At 62.6% G+C, this 19,152-nt stretch carries 16 protein-coding genes and 2 tRNA genes; 8 read left to right on the top strand and 10 right to left on the bottom strand.

Annotated features, from left to right (window positions below):
• Positions 1–14: 14 nt before the first annotated feature.
• From NA29_RS05970 to NA29_RS05960, 3 genes are all read right to left on the bottom strand, one after another.
• Complete coding sequence (locus NA29_RS05970; RefSeq protein WP_039402508.1) at positions 15–1,475, bottom strand: amidase; 1,461 nt, start codon at positions 1,473–1,475, stop codon at positions 15–17.
• Between the two features lie 249 nt (positions 1,476–1,724).
• Positions 1,725–2,519 carry a substrate-binding domain-containing protein gene (locus tag NA29_RS05965; RefSeq protein WP_039396765.1) on the bottom strand — a complete coding sequence of 265 codons (795 nt, stop codon included), beginning with the start codon at positions 2,517–2,519 and terminating at the stop codon, positions 1,725–1,727.
• Positions 2,520–2,597: 78 nt separating this feature from the next.
• Positions 2,598–3,911: an MFS transporter gene (locus NA29_RS05960; protein ID WP_039396762.1), complete on the bottom strand. Its 1,314-nt coding sequence runs from the start codon at positions 3,909–3,911 to the stop codon at positions 2,598–2,600.
• Between the two features lie 314 nt (positions 3,912–4,225).
• Between NA29_RS05960 and NA29_RS05955 the strand changes: the two genes are divergently transcribed.
• Together NA29_RS05955 and NA29_RS05950 are read left to right on the top strand one after the other, a co-directional pair.
• Positions 4,226–5,197: a LysR family transcriptional regulator gene (locus tag NA29_RS05955; protein ID WP_039396759.1), complete on the top strand. Its 972-nt coding sequence runs from the start codon at positions 4,226–4,228 to the stop codon at positions 5,195–5,197.
• A 119-nt stretch (positions 5,198–5,316) separates the two neighbouring features.
• On the top strand, positions 5,317–5,745 hold the full coding sequence (locus NA29_RS05950; RefSeq protein WP_039396756.1) for a hypothetical protein: 429 nt from the start codon (positions 5,317–5,319) through the stop codon (positions 5,743–5,745).
• 25 nt (positions 5,746–5,770) lie between these two features.
• Here the strand turns inward: NA29_RS05950 and NA29_RS05945 are convergent, their stop codons facing one another.
• The 4 genes from NA29_RS05945 to NA29_RS05930 all read right to left on the bottom strand — a co-directional run bounded on the left by NA29_RS05945 (position 5,771) and on the right by NA29_RS05930 (position 8,394).
• Positions 5,771–6,190: a type II toxin-antitoxin system HicB family antitoxin gene (locus NA29_RS05945; protein WP_039396753.1), complete on the bottom strand. Its 420-nt coding sequence runs from the start codon at positions 6,188–6,190 to the stop codon at positions 5,771–5,773.
• A gap of 45 nt (positions 6,191–6,235) precedes the next feature.
• Positions 6,236–6,421 carry a type II toxin-antitoxin system HicA family toxin gene (locus NA29_RS05940; RefSeq protein WP_039396751.1) on the bottom strand — a complete coding sequence of 62 codons (186 nt, stop codon included), beginning with the start codon at positions 6,419–6,421 and terminating at the stop codon, positions 6,236–6,238.
• A gap of 245 nt (positions 6,422–6,666) precedes the next feature.
• Positions 6,667–7,854 (bottom strand): alpha-hydroxy acid oxidase, encoded by a 1,188-nt coding sequence (locus NA29_RS05935; RefSeq protein WP_039396749.1) that lies wholly within the window; start codon positions 7,852–7,854, stop codon positions 6,667–6,669.
• Between the two features lie 66 nt (positions 7,855–7,920).
• Entirely contained in the window at positions 7,921–8,394 is a 474-nt protein-coding gene (locus NA29_RS05930) for an Lrp/AsnC family transcriptional regulator (RefSeq protein WP_039396747.1), read from the bottom strand.
• Between the two features lie 269 nt (positions 8,395–8,663).
• Between NA29_RS05930 and NA29_RS05925 the strand changes: the two genes are divergently transcribed.
• A complete protein-coding gene (locus NA29_RS05925; protein WP_039396745.1) occupies positions 8,664–9,758 on the top strand; it encodes a porin in 1,095 nt (364 codons plus the stop codon).
• A 95-nt stretch (positions 9,759–9,853) separates the two neighbouring features.
• Positions 9,854–11,326: an amino acid permease gene (locus NA29_RS05920; protein ID WP_052252560.1), complete on the top strand. Its 1,473-nt coding sequence runs from the start codon at positions 9,854–9,856 to the stop codon at positions 11,324–11,326.
• 139 nt (positions 11,327–11,465) lie between these two features.
• Here the strand turns inward: NA29_RS05920 and NA29_RS05915 are convergent, their stop codons facing one another.
• Positions 11,466–12,227, bottom strand: coding sequence for a CerR family C-terminal domain-containing protein (locus NA29_RS05915; RefSeq protein ID WP_224786865.1), 762 nt, complete (start codon positions 12,225–12,227; stop codon positions 11,466–11,468).
• Positions 12,228–12,374: 147 nt separating this feature from the next.
• Between NA29_RS05915 and NA29_RS05910 the strand changes: the two genes are divergently transcribed.
• From NA29_RS05910 to NA29_RS05900, 3 genes are read left to right on the top strand one after another with little or no spacing between them, the layout of a single operon-like run.
• Complete coding sequence (locus NA29_RS05910) at positions 12,375–13,610, top strand: HlyD family secretion protein (protein WP_084104173.1); 1,236 nt, start codon at positions 12,375–12,377, stop codon at positions 13,608–13,610.
• Complete coding sequence (locus NA29_RS05905; RefSeq protein WP_039396737.1) at positions 13,603–15,189, top strand: MDR family MFS transporter; 1,587 nt, start codon at positions 13,603–13,605, stop codon at positions 15,187–15,189. The genes NA29_RS05910 and NA29_RS05905 overlap by 8 nt, the downstream gene beginning before the upstream one ends.
• A 6-nt stretch (positions 15,190–15,195) precedes the next feature.
• Positions 15,196–16,644, top strand: a complete 1,449-nt coding sequence (locus tag NA29_RS05900) for an efflux transporter outer membrane subunit (protein WP_039396734.1) — start codon at positions 15,196–15,198, stop codon at positions 16,642–16,644.
• A 115-nt stretch (positions 16,645–16,759) separates the two neighbouring features.
• Here the strand turns inward: NA29_RS05900 and NA29_RS05895 are convergent.
• Positions 16,760–16,836, bottom strand: a tRNA-Arg gene (locus tag NA29_RS05895).
• Positions 16,837–16,984: 148 nt separating this feature from the next.
• Positions 16,985–17,061, bottom strand: a tRNA-Arg gene (locus NA29_RS05890).
• A gap of 409 nt (positions 17,062–17,470) precedes the next feature.
• On the opposite strand from NA29_RS05890, the gene NA29_RS05885 reads away from it, so the two are divergent.
• Positions 17,471–19,123 (top strand): AMP-binding protein, encoded by a 1,653-nt coding sequence (locus NA29_RS05885; RefSeq protein ID WP_039396731.1) that lies wholly within the window; start codon positions 17,471–17,473, stop codon positions 19,121–19,123.
• Positions 19,124–19,152: the final 29 nt, after the last annotated feature.

The raw sequence follows: 19,152 nt of genomic DNA, 5'->3' as shown, positions 1-19,152 counted from the left end.
CGCTGCGCGACGTGTCAGCGCCCCGCCAGCATCGGCGGCAAACGACGCTGCACCCACTGCGTCTGCTGCTCGTGTGCATGCGCGAGTTGGAGCACCGCAAGATCGGCCTGCGCCGGGCCGATAATCTGCAAGCCCATCGGCAGCCCACGTGCGTCGAACCCGACCGGCACGCTGATCGCAGGCAAGCCTGCCAGCGTCGGCCCGATCACGACTTCCATCCAGCGGTGATAGGTGTCCATCGGCTTGCCTGCGACCTCGGAAGGCCAGTGCGTTTTCGCGTCGAACGGGAACACCTGCGCCGACGGCAACAGCAGAAAGTCGTAACGCTCGAACAGACGCGCCAGCGACCGGTACCATTCGCTGCGATCGATGGACGCGCGAAACACGTCGGCCGCACGCAACGTTTCTCCACCTTCCACTTCCCATCGCGCTTCCGGCTTGAGCTTCTCGCGACGCGCCGGATCCGCGTACATCTCACCGAGCGAGCCGTTCACCATCCAGTGACGCAGCGTGAGCCACGTCTGCCAAAGCCGGTCGGGCGCAAAGTCTGGCGCGCACGCCTCGACCTCGCATCCCATCGCGCTGAAATCCTTAAGCGACGCCTCGCACAGCGCCATCACGCCGTCTTCCATCGGCAGATAGCCACCGTAGTCACCGAGCCAGCCGAGCTTCAGTCCCTTGACATCACGCTGCAAGGCACCGGCGAAGTGGGACGCACCGTTCGCAATCGACAGCGGGCTGCGCTTGTCGTAGCCGGACTGCGTGTCGAGTAGTTTCGCGACGTCGGCGACCGTGCGTCCCATCGGTCCTTCGGTGCTCATTTGCTGCACAAAGACTTCAGGTGCCGGACCGTACGGCACACGGCCTTGCGACGGCCGGAAGCCGTAGACGTTGCCGAACGCCGCCGGATTGCGTAGCGAGCCCATGAAGTCGCTCCCGTCGGCCACCGGCAACAGGCGCAGCGCCAGTGCGCTGCCTGCGCCGCCGCTGCTGCCACCGGCAATGCGCGTGGGGTCGTAAGCGTTGCCCGTGGTGCCGAAAACAGGGTTGTAGCTGTGCGAACCGAGTCCGAACTCGGAGACGTTCGTCTTGCCGATGAAGATGGCCCCGGCCGCGCGAATGCGCGACACGCTGATGCTGTCCTGCGTGTCCGGAGCCTCGGATGTCAACGGCGACCCCTTTCGCGTGGGCAATCCGGCGCACGACGCGATGTCCTTCACCGCATGCGGCATACCGTGCATCCAGCCGAGCGATTCGCCACTGGCCAGTTGACGGTCGCGCGCATCGGCTTCGGCCAGCAACGTCTGCGCGTCGCGCAGCGACACGATGGCGTTGACCTCGGGGTTGTACTGCGCGATGTGCGCGAGATACGCCTGCATGACCTCGCGGCAGGACACGCGACGACGGTGAATGGCGTCGGACAGCGCCAGCGCGTCGAGCGCGACGATGTCGTTCAGGTTCGGCACGGCGGCCATGTCTCTCTCCTCGCGATTGATGTTATCGATGGTATCGACGTCGTCCGGTGCGACGTCTCGATCTGATGCGTCATTGTCGGCCAATCCCGGCCCGATACCGAAGCGGAAAAATTATTTCACATATTCGGCATCGGGAATCGCTCATCCACAGCGACTCCACAGCGACTCCACAGCGACGTCGGAGGCAGAAAAAAACGCGGCCCGACGTTCATCGGGCCGCGTTGGCGTTCCTGCTAAGCAACCGCCGAATCAGTGCGTCAGCGGATCGAGACCGGTCGATTCAACATCTTTGGCCACGGACGGTGCCGCCATATACTTCAGCAGTTTCGCGCCTTCTTCCGGATGCGATGCGCTCACGGGCACACCACCGGCGAAGCGCGTGACCGATTGCAGCGACTCGGGGATCTTGCCCGCGAAGGCGATGCCCTTGACCGGCAGCAATTCGCTGACCTGTTGCAGACCCAATGCGTAATCGCCCGCTGCAACCTTTTCAGCCACTGGCGTCTTCTGCACCATCACCGCCTTGCCTTGCATCTGCTCGGTAATGCCCAGTTTCTTGAACAGTTCGCGCTCGACGTACACACCGCTCGCGCTGTCCGAGTACGCGACCGATTTGGCCGCCAGCAGCGCTGCCTTGAGCTTCTCCGGTGTGCTGACGTCGGGCACCGTGTCACCGGCTTTGACCACGACGCCGATGCGCGAGTCGGCCAGATCGACGCGCGAGTCAGCACGCACCTTGCCAGCCTTGATCAAGTCGTCGAGCGCGTAACCGACCATGATGACGACGTCGGCCGATTCGCCGCGCGCCAGACGGTTCGGGATCGCTTCGGGCGCGCGGCCCATCGACGGCCCCCACGCCGTGTCGACGTGATCGCCACTGGCAGCTTCAAACTTCGGCAGCAGCAGCTTGTACGCCGCCGTGAATCCGCCGGAGTTCATTACGTTCAGATTCTCAGCGCTTGCCGGTGCAGCGGCGAGCGTCGCCGTCAGGACGATGCCCGCGCCCAGTGCGCGCAGCAGACGTCGCGTCGATATGGCTTTCATGGTGTGACCTGTCTCTCGTTATTGTGAATTGGGATGAAGTGGACGCCGTCGTTTTGCGACGTCCGGTATCCGGTGATGTCAGCCCGCCGCGAGTCCGGCGGGGTTCTCACCGCCACGGCGGCCGCGATAGAGCGCGAGCGTCGCGCAGATGGCGCACAGCGCAGCGAAACTCATCCAGTAGCCCGGCGCGGCCTTGTCTCCCGTCGCGTGAATCAGATACGTCGACAGGGCAGGCGTAAAGCCGCCGAAAAGCGCCGTCGCGAGGCTATACGCGAGCGAGAAGCCAGCGACACGCACATCCGGCGGCATGACTTCGGTCAACGCCGGGATCATCGCCCCGTTGTACATGCCGTACAGGAACGAGAGCCACAGCAGCGCGACCAGCATGCGGGTGAAGCTCGGGGCCTGCACGAGGAACGACAGCACCGGATAAGCCGTCAGCAGCGTGAGACCGGCGAACAGAAGCAACACCGGACGACGGCCGATACGGTCCGACAGCGTGCCGCCGATCGGCAGCCAGATGAAGTTCGACACACCCACGCACAGCGTGACGAGCAGTGCGTCGGCGCTCGACAGGTGCAACACGCTCTTGCCGAACGTCGGGGCGTAGACGGTGATGAGGTAGAACGCCGTTGTGGTCAGCGCCACGAGCATGGTGCCGCCGATCACGACACCGAGGTTCGCTGCCATCGAGCGGAACACTTCGCTGACGGAAGGGTGACGCTTACGTGCCTTGAATTCGTCGCTTTCCTGAAGGGAACGACGCAACACAAAGATCACCGGCACGATCATGCAACCGACGAGGAACGGCAGACGCCAGCCCCATGCCGCGATCTGCTGCGCGGTGAGCGTGAGCGACAACGTGAAGCCAAGCGCCGCCGAGACGACGATAGCGACCTGCTGGCTGGCCGACTGCCAGCTCGTGTAGAAGCCCTTGCGGCCCGGCGTGGCGATTTCCGCGAGATACACGGACACACCGCCGAGTTCGGCACCGGCCGAGAAGCCTTGCAACAACCGGCCGATCAGCACCAGTACGGGCGCCGCGAGACCGATGGTTTCGTAGCCGGGTACGAAGGCAATGAGGATCGTGCCGCTCGCCATGATCGCCAGCGTCGTGACCAGTCCTTTGCGGCGGCCGACGTTATCGATGTAAGCACCGAGCACGATGGCGCCCAGCGGACGCATCAGGAAGCCTGCGCCGAAGACGGCGAAGGTCAGCATAAGCGACGCAAACTCGCTGTCCGTCGGGAAGAAGACGCGCGAAATCTGTGTGGCGTAGAAACCGAACAGGAAGAAATCGAATTGTTCGAGGAAGTTACCGGCGGTGACGCGAATGACCGCGCCGAATTTCGAGGGTTGACGCGAAACCGCGTCTTGGGGGCGCTGTGACATGCGCTGTCTCCGTGTTGCCTGCGGCCCGGGGGGTCGGGCCGAGATTAATCGTCGCACTGCGTCTCTGCCAGGGACGTGTCGAGCCGTCACGGACGCTTGATGAAGCCGCTAATGGTGCGCCGGAAGTTCCGCGCTTGTGAATTGCATTTTTTGGAAATATTGATGCGCATACGCTATCAATGGCAGGATGCTTATGCACCTACCGAGCGGTAACACGTTACACTCTGCGCCGCACCGGTCGCTGCCCGCCGCCCCTTGCCATCAAGGGTTTCAGGATCCGCCGTGTGCTTGTACGGCATTCATTCCCCCATGTCATGGCGATCAACTTCGATCTGAACGATCTGCAGGCCTTCCGCGCGGTCGCGCAACTCGCGAGCTTTCGTCGCGCGGCCGAGTCGATCCATCTCTCCCAGCCAGCGTTGTCGCGTCGCATCGACAAATTGGAAGACGCGTTGGGCGTCAAACTTTTCGAGCGCAGCACGCGTCGCGTGGCGCTGACCAACGTCGGGCGGGCCTTCGCGCGCGATGCCGAGCGGATTCTCGACGACCTCGACAATGCGCTGCTGGGCATCCGCGACGTTGCGTCGTCGAGCCTCGGGCACGTGACGATTGCTTGCGTGCCTTCGGCCGCCTACTACTTCATGCCGCAAGTGATCTCGCGCTATCACCGGGCGTTCCCTCGCATTCGCGTTTCGGTGCTCGACGCGAGCGCCAACGAAGTGCTGGCGGCCGTGGTGAACGGCGATGCCGATTTCGGGCTGAATTTCATCGGCAGCCAGGAGCCGAACATCGAGTTCAAGCTGCTGTTACAGGAGCGGTACGTGGCGGCGTGCCGTCGCGATCATCCGCTCGCGGGCAAGAAGCGGGTGACGTGGCGCGAGTTATACGAGTACGACTACATCACCGTCGGCAAGGCTTCGGGCAACCGGCTGTTGCTCGATCAGGCGCTGACCGGCTTGCCGCAACGTCCGGCAAGTATTTGCGAGACGCAGCACGTCACGACAATGATCGGGCTGGTGGAAGCGGGCCTCGGCGTCGCGGCGGTGCCGACGATGGCGATGCCGGGCGGCGGTCATCCGCTGCTCACGAGTGTGCCGCTGGTCGATCCGGTGGTCACGCGTCGTATGGGCATGATTCGCAGCAAGGCGCGTCCGCTCTCGCCCGCTGCCGCGCAGTTGTACCGCTTCGTGGCAGAGATGAAGGTGGCGTCGCGACGGCGCGCGGGTGGAACCGAGACGCCCGATGTCGACGGCACCGGAAATGTCGGTAGCGACGATTTGTCGTGATTGCACGCACCGATACACTTTGTTACCCGTCTTACGAGAAGTGAAACATTGGGGAGACGGCGGCGCGGCGGGGTCTCTTTATACTTGCGTCGCGTTAATCCGAATTCTCATCAAGACTCATGTTCAAGCGAATTTTTCCGATCGTGGCGATGGCCACCCTGGCAGCAACGACGTCTCTGACGGCGAGCGCCAGCGATATGAACAATGCCCTCGGCGGTGCGCTGGGCGGTGTGGCAGGCGCGGCCGTGGGCGGCGCGCTGGGTGGTAGCACCGGTGCGGTGCTGGGCGGTGCGGTCGGCGGTGGCGCCGGCGGCGCGATCACGTCGAACCGCCGCGAGCGCACGGGCGCAATCCTCGGCGGCGCCCTGGGTGGCGGCGCGGGCACGGCCGCAGGCAATGCCATGGGCGGACGCTCGGGCGGCCTGATCGGCGCGGCCGTCGGCGGCGGTGCCGGTGCGGCCCTCGGCGGCAACATGTCCCGCTCCAGCTCGTACGACGACGATCACTATCGCGGCAAGCGTCGCGGTCATCGCAAGCACCATCATTGATGCAGGCGGTCGGGCGTGTCGGACCTCAGACCGCCCGAACCTCGAGGCGCTTTCCTAGTACTGCGAACGCGGACTCCACGGCATCGAGTCGCGATGCATATCCGAGCTTCAACAGGCGATCCACTTGCACCTGATTTACGTGCATGCGCCTCGCTAGCTCGGCCTTGCGCACATTCTGGGCAATCATCTCGTTGGCGAGCAGGACTTTGATCGACGCCATGATCGGCAGCGTAATCGTTGCCTGCCCCCGCTTCGGACGCGACGGCCACGGAATCGGTGTCTTCTGCGCGAAGTAGAACTCCAACGCCGCCTCAAGCGCTTCTAGCGCCTGTTCACGCGCGTCCTCTTCGTTCTCGCCGACCGTGATCGCTTCAGGCACGTCCGGGAACGTTACCAGCAACGTGCCATTGGTATCCCGCTTGAGCGTGATGGGATAGGTCAACATCGTGCACCTCGAATGTTTGTTGGGCCATTAGGGTGTCTGCCGGACTCACTTCAGCCCCAACTGCTTCTTGATGGCTTCCACGAGACCCTGCCCTATTTCCTTCGCGCCATGATCGGGAAAGACCGTGGAACGTCCATTGAGCGTCACGCGAAAATGGCTGGAACCGGCTCGATGCTGTTCAAAAGTGGCCCCATGCCGACGAAGCCACCTTCTGAACTCGCTGTACTTCATAAGTCACCCGCGATGGATTTGAATAATACAACAGATTTGTTGCAATTTTTTCCATAAAAAAAGCAACACATTTGTTGTAAATCCGTAGAGCGCCGCTCCTTCCCGCTGAGACAGGTCGGTGACATCATCCCCGACCGTCGGTTGCTAGGGTGCGTGGTCGTCGATTTATCGGAATGGCCCTACGGAAACGAAAAAGCCGCAGCGGCTAGCTGCGGCTTTTCTGATTGACGCGGGCGTCGGCGACGTTAGCGGCCGCCCGGCTCCGGCAGGTATGGGCCGATGCCCGTGGGGTAGCTGCCCGGGATCAGCATCGACGGGTCCAGACGGTCGACGGTCGTGCGGCCTGTGAGCGCCATCGTCACGTCCATCTCCTTAGCAATTACCTCCAGCGCGCGACGCACACCCACCTCGCCCATCGCCCCCAGACCATACAGGAACGGACGCCCGATCAGCGTGCCCTTCGCGCCCAGCGCCATCGCCTTGATCACGTCCTGCCCCGACCGAATACCGCCGTCGAGCCAGACTTCCGTGTCGCGGCCGACCGCCGCTACGATGTCCGGCAACGCGCGGATCGACGAGATTGCACCGTCCAGTTGGCGCCCGCCGTGATTGCTCACCACAATGGCGTCCGCCCCGGTGTCGCGTGCAGCGCGCGCATCCTCCGGATCGAGCACGCCCTTGAGCACCAGCTTGCCGCCCCAGCGCTTCTTGATCCACTCGACGTCGTCCCACGACAGACGCGGATCGAACTGCGCCGCCGACCACGCAGCCAGCGAACCGATGTCGTCAACCCCCTTCGCGTGCCCGACGATATTGCCGAACGTGCGACGACGCGTACCCAACATGCCCATGCACCAGCGCGGCTTGGTCATCATATTCGCGATGTTCGGCAGCGTGAGCTTCGGCGGTGCCGACAGCCCATTCTTGATGTCCTTGTGACGCTGGCCGCTGATTTGCAGATCCATCGTCACCATCAGCGCCGAACACCCGGCCGCTTTCGCCCGGTCGATCAGACGCTCGATGAAGTCCCGATCACGCATGACATATAGCTGAAACCAGAACGGCGCTTTCGTGTGCGCCGCCACGTCCTCGATGGAACAGATCGATACGGTCGACAGCGTAAACGGCACACCGAAGGCCTCCGCCGCGCGGGCCGCCAGAATCTCCCCGTCGGCATGCTGCATCCCCGTCATGCCCGTGGGCGCCAGCGCGACGGGCATCGCCACCGGCTGGCCGAGCATCGTCGTGCGCGTGCTGCGATGCTCGATATTGACCGCCACCCGCTGACGGAAACCGATACCACCGAAATCGTCGGCGTTGGCCCTGTACGTGGACTCGGTCCACGAGCCGGAATCGACATACTCGTAAAACATGCGCGGTACGCGCCGTTGCGCGAGAACTCGCAAGTCCTCGATGGTGGTGATCACTGCCATGCTGCGTCTCTTCTTTTAAGAATTCTCTCTCGTACTTTGAGAATAGTTAATATATTCTAGATTTTTTTATTTCTGCTTCACGAGGTCGACAAGCGACTGCGTATTCTTGATTGTCTTTAGGACAATGTTCGATTGAATCGACATAACGGCCGGTGCTCGATACAGCTCATTGACGATAAAGTCGGAGTAATGCGCGAGGTTGCGCGCTCTTACCGTCAAGATGTAATTTGCCGATCCGGTGACGATGCGCGCGGTGACCACTTCGGGCCAGTTCTGCACAGCCGCCAGAAACTTTTCGTGCCACTGATCGACGTCCGGACGCAGCGTGATTTGCACTAGCGCTTCGAACTCCAGCCCGATATGCTGTGCGTCCACGATGCAGCGGTATCCGGAAATCACTCCCCGATCCTCCAGCAATTTCACCCGGCGCAGGCATGCCGACGGCGACAGGCCGACGGCATCCGCCAGTTCCTGGTTGGAAATGCGGCCATTGAGTTCGAGATGGCGGAGGATGCGCAGATCGGCAAGGTCGAGGTTCATCGGCAGAATCCATCAAGTTTCCCGGGATTCTGGCAGATCCTTCGATTTACCGCCAGTTGCTTGATAGAAATAGCAAGCAAATTCAATTTTTGCGTTGATATGATAACCCTCGGCCCCGCGCCGGAAGGGTGAGACATTTCCTATCGGGTGCCTTCAGATATTGCAGTCGTCGTGCCGAGAAGAATCCGCTGTCTCCTATATCGGAAGGAACGGCGGATCGTTTTTAAAGAGCATTCATAAAACGTCTACAAGGCGTCACCAGGAGACCCATGAAGTCTGCAATTCCGGCCAGTCTGGCCATCCTCTCGGCCGCTTGCGGCCTGGCCTTAAGCACCACCGCCGCGGCACAAAGCACGGGCAACGTCACCCTGTACGGGATCGTCGACCAGAGCGTGCGCTACCAGACCAACTCGAACGCCAATAACGACGCGCTCTGGCAAGTCGCCAACGGTGCCGTGACCAACAGCCGCTTCGGCTTCAAAGGCACGGAAGACCTCGGCGGCGGCATGAAGGCGATCTTCCAGCTGGAGTCGGGTATCAACCCGCAAAACGGCACGCTCGCCAACGGCCCGCGTCTGTTCGATCGTTACGCGTTCGTCGGCCTGCAAAATCAGTACGGCACGATCAAGATCGGGCGTCAGGCCACCGAGGCGTTCAACGTCTACGGCGACTTCGATCCGCTCACCATCGGCAACTACGCGAACAACTCGTGGATGTACAACATCACGCGCGGTCGTGTGGATAACGCCGTGAGCTACGCCGGCACATTCGGCGGCCTGTCGGTCGGCGCAACCTACGGCTTCGGCAACACTGCGGGCACGATGGCCGCCAGCAACTACTGGGGGGCTCGCGCCGCGTATGCGATGGGCCCGTTCCAGGTTGCCGGTGTGTACCAGCAAGCGCGCGACGCAGCCAAGCGCGTGCAGCAGATGTGGGGCCTGGGCGGTATTTACAGCGTCTCCATCGCCAAGGTGTTCGTGGGCTACATGGGCGGACGCGATCGCAGCGGCTGGCTCGACGGCACGCTCAACGATCCGGCGCACACGGTCACGACGGGCAACCTGAACGACAATCCGCGCAAGGACACGACGTTCTACCTCGGCACGACCATTCAGGCTATGCCGAACCTCGCGATCACCGGCGCCGCGTACTTCGACGACATCAAGAACATCAACGCGCAGGCGGGCGATGCCGGTTCGGGTCGTCGCTATACGTACGTGCTGCTCGCCGAATACGCGCTGTCCAAGCGTACGCAACTCTACGGCACGGTCGATTACAACAAGGTCAGCGGCGCAGCACGCGTCGAACTGCCGGGTAACTCGACGCAAGTCGGTGTGGGCACGGGTATCCGCCACATCTTCTAAGCGGCAGGCGCGAGCGTCGTTCTGTTTTGGACGGGCTCGCGCTCCCTCCCCCGCTCGCCGCAGCACGCTTCAACTTTTGTAGTGAAAGGTGTGTCATGACGCGTACTCCCCAGCCCCCCTCGTCTTCAACGCCATCTTCGTCCGGCAAGCGCGATTTCTCGCACATCACGCGCCGCGAACAAGGCTTGCGACGCTCCCTCACTGCCAGCCAGATGGCCATGATCGCCATTGGCGGCGCCATCGGCACCGGACTCTTTCTCGGCAGCGGTTTCGCCATCGGCTTCGCCGGGCCGAGCGTGCTGATCTCCTATGCCATCGGGGCGCTCATCGCGCTCATGCTCATGGGATGCCTGGCCGAGATGACCGTCGCGCATCCGACGTCGGGCTCGTTCGGCGCGTACGCGGAGCATTACATCGGACCGTGGGCGGGTTTTCTCGTGCGTTATGCCTACTGGTCGTGCATCGTGCTGGCCGTGGGCACCGAGGTCAGCGCCATCGCCGTCTACATGAAGTACTGGTTCCCGCAGGTGCCGGGCTGGTACTGGGTCGCGGGGTTTTCGGCCGCACTCGTACTCGTGAACGCCATGTCGGTGAATCTGTTCGGCGCGATCGAATATGGCTTCTCGCTCATCAAGATCACGGCCATCGTCGTGTTCATTCTGATCGGCGCTTACGTGGTGTTCATTGCACCGGGTTCGGTGGCCGACGGAGCGCACTCGCCAGCCGGGTTCGCGAACTACACCGCGCACGGTGGGTTCTTCCCGAAGGGACTCTGGGGCATGTGGGTGGCCGTCATCATTTCGATCTTCAGCTACCTGTCCATCGAGATGATCGCCGTGGCCGCCGGTGAAGCCGAGAACCCGGAGCGCGCCGTGACGCGCGCTTTCCGCTCGACGGTCGTGCGCCTCGTGCTGTTCTATCTGCTCACGCTCGCGCTGATGCTCGCCATCGTGCCGTGGACCGCCGCCGGGCAAGACGAAAGCCCGTTCGTGAAGGTGATGCAGGCCATCAACATTCCTGGGGCGGCAGGCGTGATCAACTTCGTGGTGCTGATCGCGGCGCTCTCGTCGATGAACAGCCAGCTCTACATCACGACTCGCATGATGTTCTCGCTCTCGCGTGCCGGTTATGCCCCGGCCCGCTTCGGCGAAGTGAACAAGCGCGGCGTGCCGCTGGCCGCCCTGCTGCTCTCGACGGTCGGCATTGCGCTCGCGACGCTCGTGAACTTCCTGTACCCCGAGTCGTCGTTCACGTTCATGATGGCGATCTCGATGTTCGGCGCGATGCTCACGTGGATGATGATCTTCGTCACGCACTTCTTCTTCCGTCGCGCATGGCGACGCGAGAACCACCCGCCGCTGGCGTTTCGCATGTGGGGCTTTCCGTGGCTCACGCTGCTGGGGGCCGCACTTATGGCGGCCATCATGCTCACGACGCTCCTGACCGGCGTGTTCCGCATGACGATGATCTTCGGCGTGCCGTTCGTAGCCGCCGTGCTGCTGATCTACTTCCTGTGGTATCGCAAGCGCGACGGGGAGCCGCAGGCGCGCACGGCGACACAGTCGTAAGCGGTCGTAAGCGGCCCTAAGCGGTCGTAAGCGGTCGTAAGCGGTCGCCGCACGCAGAGATGAAAAGAGACGGGGCACCGATGGATGCCCCGTCTCTTTTTCGATTCCCGCATCGGCGCGTGACGCGTCGTTTATCCCCTCACGACTTCGCGGCTGCCTTACGCTGTCTCACCGTGCGCTCGAGCAAGTAACGCGTCTGCTCCAGCACGGCTTCGCGCACCATCCGGTTGCGCTCCGGATTCGGCTCCGAGCCCCAACCCATCGAGCTGTCGACGGAACGTCGCATCACGCGAAACGCCATCCCGAGCGTGCTGATGCACACGGCGCGCACCCGCATGGCCTCGTCGTCGGGCGCAACGCCCGCGAGCCGCGTCACGATGTTCGCGCCAACGGACGCCAGTCGGCTCGAAAAGCGGTCGTGAAACACCTTGAATCCCGCTTCCGGCCCGAGCCCTGCCTGCTCGCGCGCCATGAACATGTGCCAGCCCTCGATCTCCGGCACTTCCTCCATGAAACCCGCCTTGCGATTCTGTAGCTCGCAGAAGGCGTCGATGAGTTGCTTGTCGGTGGCGTCGGGATCGGCCATCACCTGTTCGGCAGACTCGATCGCCCCGCCCATCTGCCCGAGCACCAATCCCAGGATGTACTCGACACACGCCTTGTACACCCCTTCCTTGTTGTCGAAGTAGTACTGAAGCGCAGGCGCGTTGACGCCCGCCTCGTTCGCAATGTCGCGCGTGGACGCCCCGGCAAAGCCGAACTCGCCGAAACACTTGATCGCAGCGAGGATGATGCGCGCACGCGTTTCTTCGCCACGCTGATAGCCGGTGTCGACCGCATGCCGCGGGCGCGTGGCTGTGCTCTGCATGCGAACGCGCCCCGCACGTGATGTCCCTGTCATGACTCTCCTTGCTTCCCAAAACTTTCGTCAAAAATATAACACTTGACATAAATCGATCAACTGGAATAATTCTGCCAATTGGAATAATTTTGGGAATTTCCCATGAATACGGCAACACAGGTCAAACCCTCGGACCCGGTCCATACGATGGAGCGTCCGGCAGACGCCCCTGCCGCCAAAGCGATGGAAAGCGCCGGAAAGCCCGGCCAGACGAAGGCGCCAGCCAATCCGCGCCGCAAGAAGCTGCTGCTGGGCGCGCTTGCGCTGGGCGTCGTTGCGGGGCTGGGCTGGGGCGCGCACTGGTGGCTGGTGGGTCGCTTCATTGAATCTACCGATGACGCCTATCTGCAAGCCGATAGCATGACCGTCGCGCCGAAGGTGGGCGGCTACGTCACCGAAGTGCTGGTGCGCGACAACGAAACGGTGACGGTCGGACAACCGCTGGTAAGGCTGGACGGGCGTCAGTATCAGGCCGCTTACGACGAAGCGGCGGCAACCGTCGTGGCGCGTGAGGCGGACGTCGCCCGCGCGCAGGCCGAACTTTCGCAACACGCTGCGACCATTGCGCAGGCCCGCGCCGAACTCGATAGCGCAAAGGCGAACGCTGCGTACTCCGCAGGTCAGGTCAAGCGCTACGCCCCGCTCGTGGCGACCGGTGCGGAGACGGACGAACGTCTGGCCGAGCTGCGCAACACCAGCACCCGCGCCGATGCCTCGCTCAAGAGCAACGAAGCCAGCCTTCAGTCGACCGAACGTCAAACCGATACGCTGAGCGCTGCGCTGGCGCAGGCCAAGGCTCAACTGGCCGTGGCACAGGCGAGCGCACGCAAAGCCGAACTCGATCTCGCCGATACCGTTGTCAAGAGCACGCTGGCCGGACGCGTCGGCGACCGCGCCGTTCGTGTGGGGCAGTTCGCACAGCCCGGCACCCGTCTGCTGACCGTGGTACCGGTGCAGAACGTCTATCTGACGGCGAACTTCAAGGAAACGCAGGTCGGTCATATGCACCCCGGCCAGCCCGTGACGATTCACGTCGACGCGCTGCCTGGCGAGCCGATCCACGGCGTGGTCGATTCCGTCTCCCCGGGCACCGGCTCGCAGTTCGCGCTCCTGCCCGCTCAGAACGCGACGGGTAACTTCACGAAGATCGTGCAGCGCGTGCCGGTACGTATCCGACTTGATGCACCGGAATCGCTGCGCGCCGTGCTGCTGCCGGGGCTGTCGGTGACGGCAGATGTCGACACGCACGCCACGACCCAAAAGACTGCGGCGACGCCGACCAAGGTGTCGCTCAGCGCGCCGCTCGGCTCGGGCGTTGGCCCCGCGATGAACATGCCGTCGAACGCCAGTACGGCACCGGCCAACGGAGTCCAACGTGGCTAACACCGGTGCCGCTGGCGTCGCCAGCGCAGCAGCCAGACCGGCCAACGCGAGCGCGTCGGACTGGATCGCCGTCGCCGCCGGAGCGCTTGGTGCGCTGCTCGCCACGCTCGACATTTCGATTACCAACTCGGCGCTGCCGCAGATTCAGGGGCAGATCGGGGCGTCGGGCACCGAGGGCACGTGGATTTCCACGGGCTATCTGATGTCCGAAATCGTCATGATTCCGCTCGCCGCGTGGCTCACACGTGTGCTCGGATTGCGTCGCTTTCTGATGCTCAACGCCGTCTTCTTCACGCTGTTCTCCATGATGTGCGGTGCGTCGAGCAGCCTGACCGAGATGGTGGTCGGCCGTATCGGTCAGGGCTTCGCAGGTGGCGCGATGATTCCGACGGCGCAAATGATCATTCGCACGCGTCTGCCCCGGCATCAGATGGGCGTGGGCATGGCGATGTTCGGCCTGATCGTGTTGCTCGGCCCGCTGCTCGGCCCAGTGGTGGGCGGCTGGCTCACCGAGAATGCGAACTGGCGTTGGTGCTTCTTTCTTAACCTGCCGCTCTCCGCCGCCATCGTGACGTTGCTCGGCCTGGGTCTTAAGCGTGAACCGACCAACTTGCAGGCGTTCCTCAAGGCGGACTGGCTCGGTATCGTGGGTCTGACGATCGGGCTGAGTACGCTCACCGTCGTGCTCGAAGAAGGACAGCGTGAGCGCTGGTTCGATTCGCACATGATCATCTGGCTGTCGGTCTTTTCCGTCATCGGTATCGGCATGATGCTCGTGGCGCAGTTCACCGCCGAGAAGCCCATCGTCAAACTAGCTCTGCTGCGTAACAAGAACTACGCGAGCGTGATCTACATCGTATTCACCGTCGGCGCAGGGCTTTATGGCGTGTCGTATCTGTTGCCGCAGTTCCTCGCCACGATTGCGGGATACAACGCGCAGCAGTCCGGGAACATCATGCTGCTCTCCGGGCTGCCCGCGTTCTTGATGATGCCGTTCTTGCCTCGCCTGATCAGTCGTGTGGATATTCGTCTGCTGGTGATTCTCGGCCTGCTCTGCTTCTTCGCGAGCTGCATGCTCGACATCGATCTGACTGCGCAAAGCGTGGGGCACGATTTCACGTTGTCGCAATTGCTGCGCGGCGTCGGGCAGATGCTCGCGATGATGCCGCTCAATCAGGCGTCGATGGCCGCCGTCGACGCGCAGGATGCCGGCGACGCGGCAGGCCTCTACAACATGGCCCGCAACCTCGGCGGCTCGGTCGGCCTCGCACTGCTGGGTACGCTGATCGATCGTCGCACGGACTATCACGACGCCATACTGCGCGAGTCGCTCACTGCCAACAATCCGATGGGACAGGAACATCTCTCGGCCAATGCAGCGGGCTTTTTTGCGCAGACGGGCGACATGGTGCACGCGCAATTGCAGGCGACGGCGCAGCTTGCTGCCGAGATCGCCAGACAAGCCAGCGTCATCACGTTTTCCGAGACTTTTTATGCGTTGGGGATCGCGCTGCTGCTCTGCGTGCCGCTCGCCCTGATGCTCAAGCAACCGGCCGGTTTCAGCTCCGGCGGGCATTGAACGATCATGACTTTTCATCTCAGAACGCTGGCCGTGGCGGCCGCCTTTCTCGTCGCAGGCTGTACCGTCGGCCCCGACTATCGCGGCGCACCCGAAGTGGCAGGCGACGCGCTGCGCACCGGTGCGACATTCGCTCACGCGGGCGAAGGTGTCGAAGCGCACGCACCCGGCGTAGCGCGTTGGTGGACGGCGCTTGACGATCCGCAACTCACCGCGCTGGTCGACGACGCCATCGCCCATAGCCCCGATATCCGCGCGGCACAGGCGAAGGTGCGTCAGTCTCGCGCCAGTCTGCGCAGCCATCAGGCGGACTTGCTGCCGAAGGCCACCGTCGATGCCGCCATGCTGCGCACGCGCTCGCCGGATCTCGGCATGCTGACCGGCAATGGCGGTGGCAGCGGACGCGGACCGCTCGACCTTTATGTCGCCGGTTTCGATGCCAGTTGGGAGATCGATCTGTTCGGCGGCACGCGACGTGCAGTGGAAGCTGCAAGCGCCGATGCCGACGCCGCTTCGGAAGACCTCGCCGACGCGCACGTGCAACTGGCGGCGGAAGTCGCGCAGAACTACGTCGCGCTGCGCGATCAGCAGGCCCGGCTTGCGCTGGTGCGCGATTCGGCCCAGCTCGAAGGCGAAATGCTCGAACTCACGCGTCAGCGTCGTGCAGGCGGCGTCGCCTCGGAGTTGGACGTTGAACGACTTTTCACGCAGGTCGAGCAGACGCAATCGCGCGTGTTACCGCTGGAAGCCGACGTCATCGAATCGCTCGATCAACTGGCGCTTCTGACGGGGCGCGCACCGGGCTCGCTGGACGACACGCTCAAGTCGCCCAAGGCGTTGCCCAGTGTTCCCGCGAAGGTCGCCATCGGCGATCCGTCGGCGTTGTTGCAGGCGCGTCCGGACATTCGTGCGGCCGAGCGGCGTCTGGCCTCACAGAACGCGCAGATCGGCGTGCAAACCGCCAACTGGTTTCCAAAGCTCTCGATCATGGGCGAACTCGGATATTCCGCGCTCGATCCGGGACATCTCGTGCGCAAGGACAACTTCAGTTGGATGACGCTGCCGCGCCTGCAATGGAACGTACTCGACTTCGGACGCGTGCAAGCAGGCGTGGACGGTGCAAAGGCGGGGCGCGATCAGGCGCAGGCCAAGTATGAAAGCGCCGTGCTCACGGCATTGCGCGACGCCGACGTCGCGCTCGCGCGCTACGGTCATCAGCGTGAGAACGTCTACCGTTTGCGCAGTGTGGAAGCATCGGCTACGCGTGCAGCAACGCTCACACGCCAGCGCTACCGCGCGGGCACAGCAAGCACGCTCGACTGGCTCGACGCCGAACGCACACGCTTTTCTGCCGAGCAGGACCGGATTGCGGGCGACGCACAATTGCTCAAGTCGTTCGTGACGTTGCAAAAGGCGTTGGGATTGGGTTGGCAGGTGGGACAGACGACGAGCTGATTGTCGTTGCAGCGACGGCATTCGCGATGCGGATGCCGTCGCGATGCGGAAAACGAAACGTAAACGAAAAACGCTCCAGAAGCTTTCGCCTCTGGAGCGTTTTTGCCAACTGAGTTGGCGCGGCTGGCAGGATTCGAACCCACGACCCCTTGGTTCGTAGCCAAGTACTCTATCCAACTGAGCTACAGCCGCACTTACTGCACGAGACACCGATCAGACGATCCTGCTGCTGTCGGCTTGCCTTTCATCGACACTCACCGGCGCATGGCACTCGGTGCATCAACGGAAGGGCTCTCCCGAAAAACTAAGGGTCTCCCCGTGAGGAGACCCTCGAAATAAATGGCGCGGCTGGCAGGATTCGAACCCACGACCCCTTGGTTCGTAGCCAAGTACTCTATCCAACTGAGCTACAGCCGCGCTGTGAGAACAGAATTATGTAAGAAACCAACTCACCACGCAAGTGTTTTTTGCAATTCTTTTGTCATATCCCGAGTTTTCTCGCCGCATCGGGCAATTCATGCGGGATTAGCGCGGAATCCCCCTCACTGGCAAGCCTTTGCCGCTAGAACAATTACTCCACGCAAACCCGCATCAAATCAGGGCTTTCCATGTGCTCGCGCCGGAGACGGCACGGTATGCTACGGCTTTTTGCAACGCATCGAATGGCGCACCCGCTGCGCACGCGAGGCAGAATCGGGCAAGGAGACGCCCCGCTCGCACCCCCACACGACATGCGATGAAACGATGCATCGGTCGCCCTGTACTTTTTCACTGGTACTTCCCCCGGCGCGCCAGATGCGATAAAAACCAGTCCAAGGAGGCGCTCATGGATAAAGTCTGGCTCAAAAGCTATCCGCCCGGCGTACCGGCCGAGATCGACGTCAACACGTATCGTTCGCTGAACGATGTGTTCCTGCAAAGCTGCCAGAAGTTCGCGAATCGTCCGTCGTTCACCAATCTCGGTGTCACGCTGACGTTCGCCGACCTCGAGCGCAAGTCGCGCGACTTCGCCGCATATCTGCAAAGCCTGCCCGGATTGCAACGCGGTTCGCGCGTGGCCATCATGTCGCCCAACCTGCTCCAGTATCCGGTGGCCGTCTTCGGCATCCTGCGCGCGGGCATGGTCGTCGTGAACGTCAACCCGCTCTACACGGCGGGTGAACTCGAACATCAATTGAAGGACGCGGATTGCGGCGCGATCCTCGTGATCGAGAACTTCGCCGCGACGTTGCAAAAAGCGTTGCCGAACACGCCGGTCAAGCACGTCATTACCACGGCCATCGGCGATATGGTGCCCGCACCGAAGCGCTGGATCGTGAACTACGTCGTGCGTCACGTGAAGAAGATGGTGCCCGAGTGGAACATTCCACACGCGGTGCCCTTCCGCACTGCCATGGCAAAAGGCGCACGTGCCAAGTTGGAAGAAGCGCAGCTCGGTCACGACGACATCGCCTTCCTCCAGTACACCGGCGGCACGACCGGCGTGGCCAAGGGCGCGATGCTCACGCACTACAACATGATCGCCAACATGTTGCAGGCACGCGCGTGGATCGGCTCGGGTCTCGAAGAAGGCAAAGAGATCATCGTCACGGCGTTGCCCCTCTATCACATCTTCTGTCTGACGGCGAACTGTCTTGTGTTCCTCCAGCTCGGCGCACTCAACCTGCTCATCACCAATCCGCGCGACATGCCCGGCTTCGTGAAGGAATTGGGCAAGTGGAAGTTCACGTTCATGACGGGCGTGAATACGCTCTTCAACGGTTTGCTCAACACGCCGGGGTTCGATCAGCTCGACTTCACAGCCCTTAAATGCGCACTCGGCGGTGGCGCAGCCGTGCAGCGCGCGGTGGCCGAACGTTGGCAGAAGGTCACGGGGCACCCGCTGATCGAGGCATACGGTTTGACGGAGACTTCACCCGCCGTGTGTATCAACCCGCTGGGCAGCGAGTTCAACGGCTCCATCGGCCTGCCGATTTCGTCGACCGAAGTCAGCATTCGCAACGACGCCAACGAAGCGCTGGGCTTCGGCCAGGAAGGCGAGATCTGCGTGCGCGGCCCGCAAGTCATGAAGGGCTACTGGCATCGCCCCGACGAAACGGCCAAGACCATTACATCGGACGGCTGGCTGCGCACTGGCGACATCGGTACGATCGACGAACAAGGCTACGTGCGCATTACCGATCGCAAGAAGGACATGATCATCGTGTCGGGCTTCAACGTCTATCCGAACGAAGTCGAAAGCGTGCTCGCGATGTGCCCGGGCGTGCTGGAATCGGCAGTCGTGGGGGTGCCGAGCGAGCGCACCGGTGAGGCGGTCAAGGCGGTGATCGTCAAGAAGTCGCAGGACCTGTCGGAGAAAGCCATCATCGACTTCTGCCGTCAGCATCTGACGAACTACAAGGTGCCGCATGTCATCGAGTTCCGCACCGAACTGCCGAAGACGCCCGTCGGCAAGGTCCTGCGTCGCGAGCTGCGTTAAGAAGCTTTCATTGCGGCACTGCCGCATTA

This window comes from Pandoraea sputorum (assembly GCF_000814845.2).
GTDB classification, from domain to species: domain Bacteria; phylum Pseudomonadota; class Gammaproteobacteria; order Burkholderiales; family Burkholderiaceae; genus Pandoraea; species Pandoraea sputorum.
This window is presented reverse-complemented; position numbering and strand designations above follow the sequence as displayed.

Bases quoted from the DNA above. Each gene is read 5' to 3' on its own strand.
- NA29_RS05920 (WP_052252560.1), top strand. From the start codon at position 9,854: ATGACGCGTACTCCCCAGCCCCCCTCGTCTTCAACGCCATCTTCGTCC.
- NA29_RS05940 (WP_039396751.1), bottom strand. From the start codon at position 6,421: ATGAAGTACAGCGAGTTCAGAAGGTGGCTTCGTCGGCATGGGGCCACT.
- NA29_RS05935 (WP_039396749.1), bottom strand. From the start codon at position 7,854: ATGGCAGTGATCACCACCATCGAGGACTTGCGAGTTCTCGCGCAACGG.
- NA29_RS05960 (WP_039396762.1), bottom strand. From the start codon at position 3,911: ATGTCACAGCGCCCCCAAGACGCGGTTTCGCGTCAACCCTCGAAATTC.
- NA29_RS05945 (WP_039396753.1), bottom strand. From the start codon at position 6,190: ATGTTGACCTATCCCATCACGCTCAAGCGGGATACCAATGGCACGTTG.
- NA29_RS05910 (WP_084104173.1), top strand. From the start codon at position 12,375: ATGGAGCGTCCGGCAGACGCCCCTGCCGCCAAAGCGATGGAAAGCGCC.
- NA29_RS05885 (WP_039396731.1), top strand. From the start codon at position 17,471: ATGGATAAAGTCTGGCTCAAAAGCTATCCGCCCGGCGTACCGGCCGAG.
- NA29_RS05970 (WP_039402508.1), bottom strand. From the start codon at position 1,475: ATGGCCGCCGTGCCGAACCTGAACGACATCGTCGCGCTCGACGCGCTG.
- NA29_RS05925 (WP_039396745.1), top strand. From the start codon at position 8,664: ATGAAGTCTGCAATTCCGGCCAGTCTGGCCATCCTCTCGGCCGCTTGC.
- NA29_RS05915 (WP_224786865.1), bottom strand. From the start codon at position 12,227: ATGACAGGGACATCACGTGCGGGGCGCGTTCGCATGCAGAGCACAGCC.
- NA29_RS05965 (WP_039396765.1), bottom strand. From the start codon at position 2,519: ATGAAAGCCATATCGACGCGACGTCTGCTGCGCGCACTGGGCGCGGGC.
- NA29_RS05900 (WP_039396734.1), top strand. From the start codon at position 15,196: ATGACTTTTCATCTCAGAACGCTGGCCGTGGCGGCCGCCTTTCTCGTC.
- NA29_RS05955 (WP_039396759.1), top strand. From the start codon at position 4,226: ATGGCGATCAACTTCGATCTGAACGATCTGCAGGCCTTCCGCGCGGTC.
- NA29_RS05950 (WP_039396756.1), top strand. From the start codon at position 5,317: ATGTTCAAGCGAATTTTTCCGATCGTGGCGATGGCCACCCTGGCAGCA.
- NA29_RS05930 (WP_039396747.1), bottom strand. From the start codon at position 8,394: ATGAACCTCGACCTTGCCGATCTGCGCATCCTCCGCCATCTCGAACTC.